Genomic DNA, 7,020 nt, shown 5'->3' with positions numbered 1-7,020 from the left:
TCTTCAATACTTTCAAACAGTTAACTCTCTCAAAACACCCCGCTGTTCCGGCGTGTCCCTCAAGCGAGATGCGCATTCTACAGAGCTGAGCGAAGGTGTCAACGGGATCTTGAAACTTTTTTCAAAGCTGGATATCAATCGCTGCGACTGCTGCTACAGCCTTGCTTTTAGCCTCTTCGATTGTGGAGCCCTTGGCGAGGGCAACCCCCATCCGGCGGCGACCTGAAAGCTCCGGCTTACCAAACAACCTTACCTGTACATCTTTCTCAGAAAGCGCCTGCTCCAATCCGCAGAAAGCCACTTCCCTGGAATCCCCTTCAGGCAGGATAACCGCAGACGCTGAAGGGCCCTGCTGACGTATCTCAGGAATCGGCAAACCGAGTATTGCCCGTGCATGCAAAGCGAACTCTGACAAATCCTGAGACACGAGTGTAACAAGCCCCGTGTCATGAGGCCTTGGAGACACTTCCGAGAAGTACACTTTATCCTGATGGACGAACAGCTCTACACCGTAAACTCCATAACCACCGAGATTTTCGGTGATCTTCAAGGCCACTTCGCGCGACCGCTCCAACGCTTTGGCGCTCATGGCCTGGGGCTGCCAAGATTCACGGTAGTCGCCATCCTCCTGGCGGTGACCTATAGGCTCGCAGAAACTTACCCCCCCGGAGTGTCGGACCGTTAGCAAAGTGATTTCATAGTCAAACGTCACAAATCCTTCGACAATGACCCTCCCTTTACCAGCACGCCCACCCGATTGTGCATAATCCCACGCCGCATCAATTTGTTTCTCTTCGGTAACGGTGCTCTGCCCTTTACCGGAAGAACTCATCACTGGCTTCACAACAACCGGCAGTCCGATGGACTTAATAGCATCAACGAATAGTTCTTTAGTATCGACAAACTCATAAGGCGAAGTGCTCAACCCAAGCTCTTCTGCTGCCAGACGTCGAATCCCCTCCCGATTCATCGTAAGGTCTACCGCTCTGGCGGAAGGAATAACCCTATAACCCTCTTGCTCTAGCTTGACCAACTCCGCAGTCGCAATCGCCTCAATTTCGGGGACAATAAGGTGAGGCTTCTCAAGCTCAACAATTTTGCGCAGTGCCTGTGCATCAAGCATGTCAATCACGTGGCTCCGATGGGCCACCTGCATAGCGGGGGCGCTTGGGTAGCGATCTGCTGCGATCACCTCAACGCCAAACCTCTGCAACTCAATAGCTACTTCTTTACCAAGCTCCCCGGAACCACACAACAACACTCTATAAGCGTTTGCTTTAAGCGGCGTACCCAGTGTTACCTTGCCAGCATTATTCAAACCACATCCTCCAGTCAGCGCCAGATCCCTTTCCGGGATATTTGCGCCTGATTAAAGTGCAACCATTTGTTCTCGCTCAGCAACCTTTACCAGTACGGCTTTGCGTTCACAGTTGGTCATTGAGGTCCAGCGCAAAATCTCATCACCGGTGCGTTGACATCCTATGCACATATCACGCTCATCGAGAGCGCATATACTCACGCACGGTGATCGAGCCTTATCCTCAGCAGCCATAATGTATCTACCTCAGTCTTTTACGGGCTTCAAGCCCGTCATATAGCGACTCGCGTTGTGCACATAATGCGCTGCGCTCAGCTCAAGCATTTTCTGTTGGTGCTTGGTCAGCTCCCGTTTCACCTTACCCGGTGCCCCCACCACCAAGGAGCCATCAGGAATGACCATTCCCTCGGGAATAAGGGTGTTGGCACCAATCAAGCAATACTTTCCTATCTTTGCCCCATTAAGAACAACGGCATTAATACCGATCAGCGAATAATCTCCCACCTCGCAGCCGTGCAGCATTGCTTTATGCCCAACCGTGACACCTTTACCTAAAGTCAGCGGCATACCCGGATCGGTATGCAAAACCGAACCATCCTGCACGTTTGTCTCAGGGCCGATCGTAATACGTTCATTATCGCCGCGGATCACTACGTTGAACCAGACACTGCTTTTCCCGTGAAGGGCTACGTTACCAATCACGGTTGCATTTTCGGCGACAAATTGACTGTCGCCCTGTAACTCTGGAGCAACGCCATCTAGCTCATAAAGCATTGAATGTTCCTTATTATGTTCTGGGTTTTAGCAAATCTATGTCGGCATCGTACACAGCATTTAAAAAATCGACCAGAACCACAGCAGACAGCCCCCAAATCTGATATCGCTCCCAGCGGTAGCAAGGCACATGAATGGTTTGATTCTGAAAAGGAATCGCATCCGTACGCTCACGCCTATCTTCAAGAAAAAAGGAAAGAGGCACACGGAAGATGCTATCGATCTCCCCAGGATTAGCCTCCAGGGGGTGCCCTTCAGGGACAACACCAACATACGGGGACACAAGAATCCCGTGAAGTGACATAACCTGGCTCAGCGGCGAAATAATTTCTACTTGATCGGGAGGCAGGCCAATTTCCTCATGGGTTTCTCGCAAGGCCGTTGCAGCCAGCGATAAGTCTCCCGGATCCCGCTTGCCACCTGGATACGCAACCTGCCCACGATGAGTACTCAAATTTTCTGAGCGCAAAGTAAATATCATTTCCGGATTGCCAGGATCGTCGGTGACCGGTACCAGAATGCCTGCCTCGGGATAGTTCATTTCAAGCTTCCGGGGCGCATAGCCTGTTAAACGCTGAACAAGTAAATCACGCAAATCGGAACTCCTGAGCAAATCTGGTGTTGAATGAGACAGCGACAGCTAGGATCATTAAACTGAACGCACCATCAATTTAAGTATACGGGGAAAAACATGAAGTACTGCAGCACATGCGGCCATCCGGTTAAACAACGCATCCCCGAGGGCGACAACCGCCACCGCTATGTGTGTGTTAACTGCAGCACAATACACTACCAAAACCCCCGCATCATTGCGGGTACTGTGCCGGTTTGGGAAGGACAGATTCTGCTTTGCCGCAGAGCAATTGAGCCTCGCTATGGATACTGGACCCTTCCCGCAGGGTATATGGAGAACTCAGAAACCACCGTTGAAGCTGCAGAGCGAGAAACTCTGGAAGAAGCCTTGGCCGAGGTTAATATCGAGGGACTCTATTCCATTATTGATGTCCCCCATATAAATCAGGTGCACATGTTCTACAGGGCGGCGCTGAAAAATGGACAATTTGGTGCGGGCGAAGAATCACTTGAAACCCGTCTGTTTGCTCTGAACGACATACCTTGGGAAGACATTTCCTTCCCTACGGTGCGCAAGACTCTAGAGCTATTTTTAGAAGATTTAAAAAACGACTCTTTTGGCGTTCATGTGCGCGACATCCGACACCCTATGGCCGCGACCCGGAGCAAGGACACCCTATAATACTTCCATCCGATAGACCTCATAGGCGGGTTCCTCATAGGGGTGGGCCTGCCTTAACGCATCAACCGCCTGCCTAATCAAATCATCCCTGCAAACGAGTTCAACCTTGAACTCATCCACAACTTCCAAAGCACCACTTTCCCCCAGAAAAGGATTGCTACCCTCAAGCGGACGAAACTGCCCCTGCCCGCTACACTGCCACGCGCAAGAATCGTAATTTCCAATGCATCCCGCACCTGTATCAAACAGTGCCTGCTTAGTTTGCTCCAGATGCGTTACGGGGACGAAATAGTATATTTTGTACATGAAGCCCTCCTAAGAACAGCATATTTTATGTACAGATTAATGGCTTAGCCACTTACCCACAGATTCTGTGGATAACTCTGGGGAAAGATTTAGGGAACACCTCTATAAACCCCGTATTTACTGCACTCACGTTAAATTGGCGACAAATTCACCCGTTGATATTAATGATTATTTTTCAATAAGTTACGAGTGTCCAGTAAAAAATGAACTGCAATGTATAGCATTGTTCACAGAACACCCAAAGCATCGCTTGAAATGTGCATAAACAAAATGAGTCAAGGGGTATTTTTAAAAAAACATGACTTATTTCGCTTGAAAAAAATAAAAAACCAAACAGCACACACAAAAAAACCGACTTTAGAAAGCAACCCTGTCGGGGGCCTACCAAAGCCGGTTTTTTAGTTCAAGACTTCTATCAGCCGAACCAGCGCCTCGCATTTCTGAACATGCGAATCCAAGAGCCGTCTTCCTGCCAATCTTTCGGGCGCCAAGAGTGCTGGACAGCGCGGAATACACGCTCAGGATGCGGCATCATAATCGTGATGCGGCCATCTTGAGTGGTAGCCCCTGCAATGCCATCTTGTGAGCCGTTGGGATTGTATGGGTAGCGAACCGTTGCTTGACCCTTGTTATCTACGAAACGTAGCGCTACGCGCTCGCTTCCTGCCAGGTCCGCAGCAGACGTACTATCCGAGAACTCTACCCTGCCCTCGCCATGGGCAACAGCTATAGGCATACGCGAACCCGCCATACCTTCCAGGAAAGCAGAGGGAGACGGCATTACTTCGACCATTGCCAACCGGGCCTCGAACTGCTCCGATTGGTTGCGAACGAAGCGTGGCCATCCCTCACTACCCGGAATCAACTCGTGTAAGTTGGAAAGCATCTGACAACCATTACACACACCTAGTGCAAGCGTGTCCTGACGGTTGAAGAAGGTGGCAAACTGATCACGCACACGGTCGTTGAACAGTATGGACTTTGCCCAGCCTTCACCGGCGCCCAAGACGTCTCCATACGAGAAGCCACCACAGGCCACAAGACTGTTGAACGTTTCGAGGTTAACCCGCCCGGAAAGCAGGTCGCTCATATGCACGTCCACTGATTCAAAACCGGCTCGATCAAACGCAGCGGCCATTTCCACTTGGCCGTTGACACCCTGCTCACGCAGAACCGCGACCTTTGGCCGTGCACCTTTGTTGATGTAGGGCACAGCAATATCTTCGTTCACATCGTAAGAGAGCTTCGCATGAAGCCCCGGATCGTCCGCGTCCAGCAAGTTATCGAACTCTTCCAGGGCGCAGTCTGCATTGTCCCTAAGAGCTTGAATACGATAGCTAGTCTCCGACCACAGGCGCTGAAGCTCTGTTCGTGAGTCATCTACAATCGCTTCACCCTCAAACATCAGGCGCAGGCGATCTTGATCGTTCAACGTACCAATCACATTAACGTGATCGCCCAAACCCGCCGCCGAGAACTGCTGTAGAACAAAATCAGTATCTTCTCGGCGCACCTGAACAACCGCACCCAGCTCTTCGTTGAATAGCTCACGAGCAAACTGACCAGGATCGTCTGCCAGACCATCCAGCTTGATGTCTACACCCGTGCGGCCGGCAAAACACATCTCTGCGAGCGTTACAAATAGGCCACCATCGGAACGGTCGTGGTATGCGAGAAGCTTATCGTCGGCGTTCAGGCCCTGAATAACGGCAAAGAACGCCTTGATGTCCTCAGGGTCGTCCAAATCCGGTGCCACCGCACCAACGCTGCGATACACCTGAGCCAACGCCGACCCACCCAAACGATTTTGCCCTGCGGCCAAATCAAGAAGGATAAGATCGGTTTCGCCCGCATCTGTTTTCAGCTGTGGCGTAAGAGTGCGCGAAACATCAGTAACCGGGGCAAAACCACTGATAATCAACGACAGTGGGGCGGTCACACTTTTCTGCTCGCCGCTATCTTCTTCCCACATGGTTTTCATGGACATGGAGTCTTTACCCACGGGAATGGTAATCCCAAGCTCTGGGCACAGCTCCATACCAACGGCACGCACGGTTTCGTAAAGATTTTCATCCTCACCCGGGTGGCCAGCAGAAGACATCCAGTTGGCCGACAGACGAATATCAGAAAGCTCACCAATGGCAGCAGCCGCCAGGTTGGTGATGGCCTCGCCCACAGCCATTCGGCCAGAGGCTGGCGCATCAATGGTTGCGACCGGTGTGCGCTCGCCCATGGCCATAGCCTCACCAGCCAGAACATCAAACGAGCTTGCTGTAACGGCCACATCACTAACCGGAACCTGCCACGGGCCAACCATCTGATCACGGGCAACAAGCCCGGTAATCGTGCGGTCACCAATGGTGATCAGGAAGCTTTTGGAGCCAACCGAAGGGAGTCGCAGCACTCTGCGAATCGCGTCGTTCAGATCAATCTGAGTGGAATCAAATACCGGTTTGGTAAATGAGGTTCTTTTAACGCTCCGGTGCATGCGCGGCGGTTTGCCAAAGAGCACATCCATCGGCAGATCAATCGGCTTATCGTTAAAGTACGAGTCGCTAAGCGACAGGTGATGAGCTTCCGTGGCTTCACCAATTACGGCATAGGGGCACCGCTCCCGGCGACACAAGGCATCAAACAGCTCCAGGTTTTCAGGAGCGACGGCCATAACGTAGCGCTCTTGGGACTCATTGCACCAAATTTCCAGTGGCGACATGCCGGGCTCATCGCTGGGAATATCGCGCAACTCAAACCTTCCGCCACGGCCACCGTCTTTCACAAGCTCTGGCATGGCGTTAGAAAGACCGCCAGCGCCAACATCGTGAATGAAGCACATAGGGTTTGCTTCACCCATCTGCCAGCAGCGGTCAATCACTTCCTGGCACCGGCGCTCCATTTCCGGGTTATCCCGCTGCACTGAGGCAAAGTCGAGATTCTCGTTACTGGAGCCAGAATCCATGGAGGAAGCGGCGCTGCCTCCAAGGCCGATAAGCATGGAGGGTCCACCTAGCACGATGAGTTTGGCGCCTACCGGTATCTCGCCTTTCTCCACGTGCTCTGCGCGGATATTACCCAAACCGCCAGCGATCATAATGGGCTTATGATAGCCACGCACTTCGTCACCAGCCGGGCCGGCAACCTGCTCTTCAAATGTCCGGAAGTAGCCCGCTATATTGGGGCGACCAAATTCGTTATTGAATGCAGCGCCACCAATGGGCCCTTCAATCATTATGTCCAAAGCGGAAGCAATTCGCTCTGGCTTGCCATAGTTAATTTCCCAAGGCTGAGGATCGTCCGGCAGGTTGAGGTTGGAGACTGTAAAGCCTGAAAGCCCTGCCTTCGGCTTGGAGCCGCGGCCGGTTGCGCCTTC

7 protein-coding genes are annotated in these 7,020 nt (G+C 52.0%); 1 reads left to right on the top strand and 6 read right to left on the bottom strand.

The genetic code is table 11. The features are described from left to right. Positions 1-121: 121 nt before the first annotated feature. From purT to ACTH3S_RS17425, 4 genes are read right to left on the bottom strand one after another with little or no spacing between them, the layout of a single operon-like run. The gene (gene purT, locus ACTH3S_RS17440; protein ID WP_441810284.1) at positions 122-1,318 is read right to left on the bottom strand and encodes a formate-dependent phosphoribosylglycinamide formyltransferase; all 1,197 of its coding nucleotides are present in this window, start codon (positions 1,316-1,318) and stop codon (positions 122-124) included. A 51-nt stretch (positions 1,319-1,369) separates the two neighbouring features. Then, a complete protein-coding gene (locus ACTH3S_RS17435) occupies positions 1,370-1,552 on the bottom strand; it encodes a DUF1289 domain-containing protein (protein ID WP_441810283.1) in 183 nt (60 codons plus the stop codon). Positions 1,553-1,564: 12 nt separating this feature from the next. Next, complete coding sequence (locus tag ACTH3S_RS17430; protein WP_441810282.1) at positions 1,565-2,092, bottom strand: gamma carbonic anhydrase family protein; 528 nt, start codon at positions 2,090-2,092, stop codon at positions 1,565-1,567. Positions 2,093-2,105: 13 nt separating this feature from the next. Next, entirely contained in the window at positions 2,106-2,687 is a 582-nt protein-coding gene (locus ACTH3S_RS17425) for an NUDIX hydrolase (protein ID WP_441810281.1), read from the bottom strand. Between the two features lie 96 nt (positions 2,688-2,783). Between ACTH3S_RS17425 and ACTH3S_RS17420 the strand changes: the two genes are divergently transcribed. Continuing rightward, positions 2,784-3,347: an NUDIX hydrolase gene (locus ACTH3S_RS17420; RefSeq protein WP_441810280.1), complete on the top strand. Its 564-nt coding sequence runs from the start codon at positions 2,784-2,786 to the stop codon at positions 3,345-3,347. Here the strand turns inward: ACTH3S_RS17420 and ACTH3S_RS17415 are convergent. Continuing rightward, on the bottom strand, positions 3,342-3,653 hold the full coding sequence (locus tag ACTH3S_RS17415; protein ID WP_441810279.1) for an NGG1p interacting factor NIF3: 312 nt from the start codon (positions 3,651-3,653) through the stop codon (positions 3,342-3,344). The genes ACTH3S_RS17420 and ACTH3S_RS17415 overlap by 6 nt on opposite strands. 415 nt (positions 3,654-4,068) lie before the next feature. Then, positions 4,069-7,020: phosphoribosylformylglycinamidine synthase (gene purL / locus ACTH3S_RS17410; protein WP_441810278.1), on the bottom strand; the 2,952-nt coding region annotated here is incomplete at its 5' end.

Origin of the sequence: Marinobacter sp., assembly GCF_052094685.1 — a bacterium.
In the GTDB taxonomy this organism is placed as follows: Bacteria; Pseudomonadota; Gammaproteobacteria; order Pseudomonadales; family Oleiphilaceae; genus Marinobacter.
This window is presented reverse-complemented; position numbering and strand designations above follow the sequence as displayed.

What these genes read in the sequence shown, in the direction of transcription:
- ACTH3S_RS17435 (WP_441810283.1), bottom strand. Translation starts at nt 1,552, where the DNA reads ATGGCTGCTGAGGATAAGGCTCGATCACCGTGCGTGAGTATATGCGCT.
- ACTH3S_RS17430 (WP_441810282.1), bottom strand. Translation starts at nt 2,092, where the DNA reads ATGCTTTATGAGCTAGATGGCGTTGCTCCAGAGTTACAGGGCGACAGT.
- ACTH3S_RS17420 (WP_441810280.1), top strand. Translation starts at nt 2,784, where the DNA reads ATGAAGTACTGCAGCACATGCGGCCATCCGGTTAAACAACGCATCCCC.
- ACTH3S_RS17415 (WP_441810279.1), bottom strand. Translation starts at nt 3,653, where the DNA reads ATGTACAAAATATACTATTTCGTCCCCGTAACGCATCTGGAGCAAACT.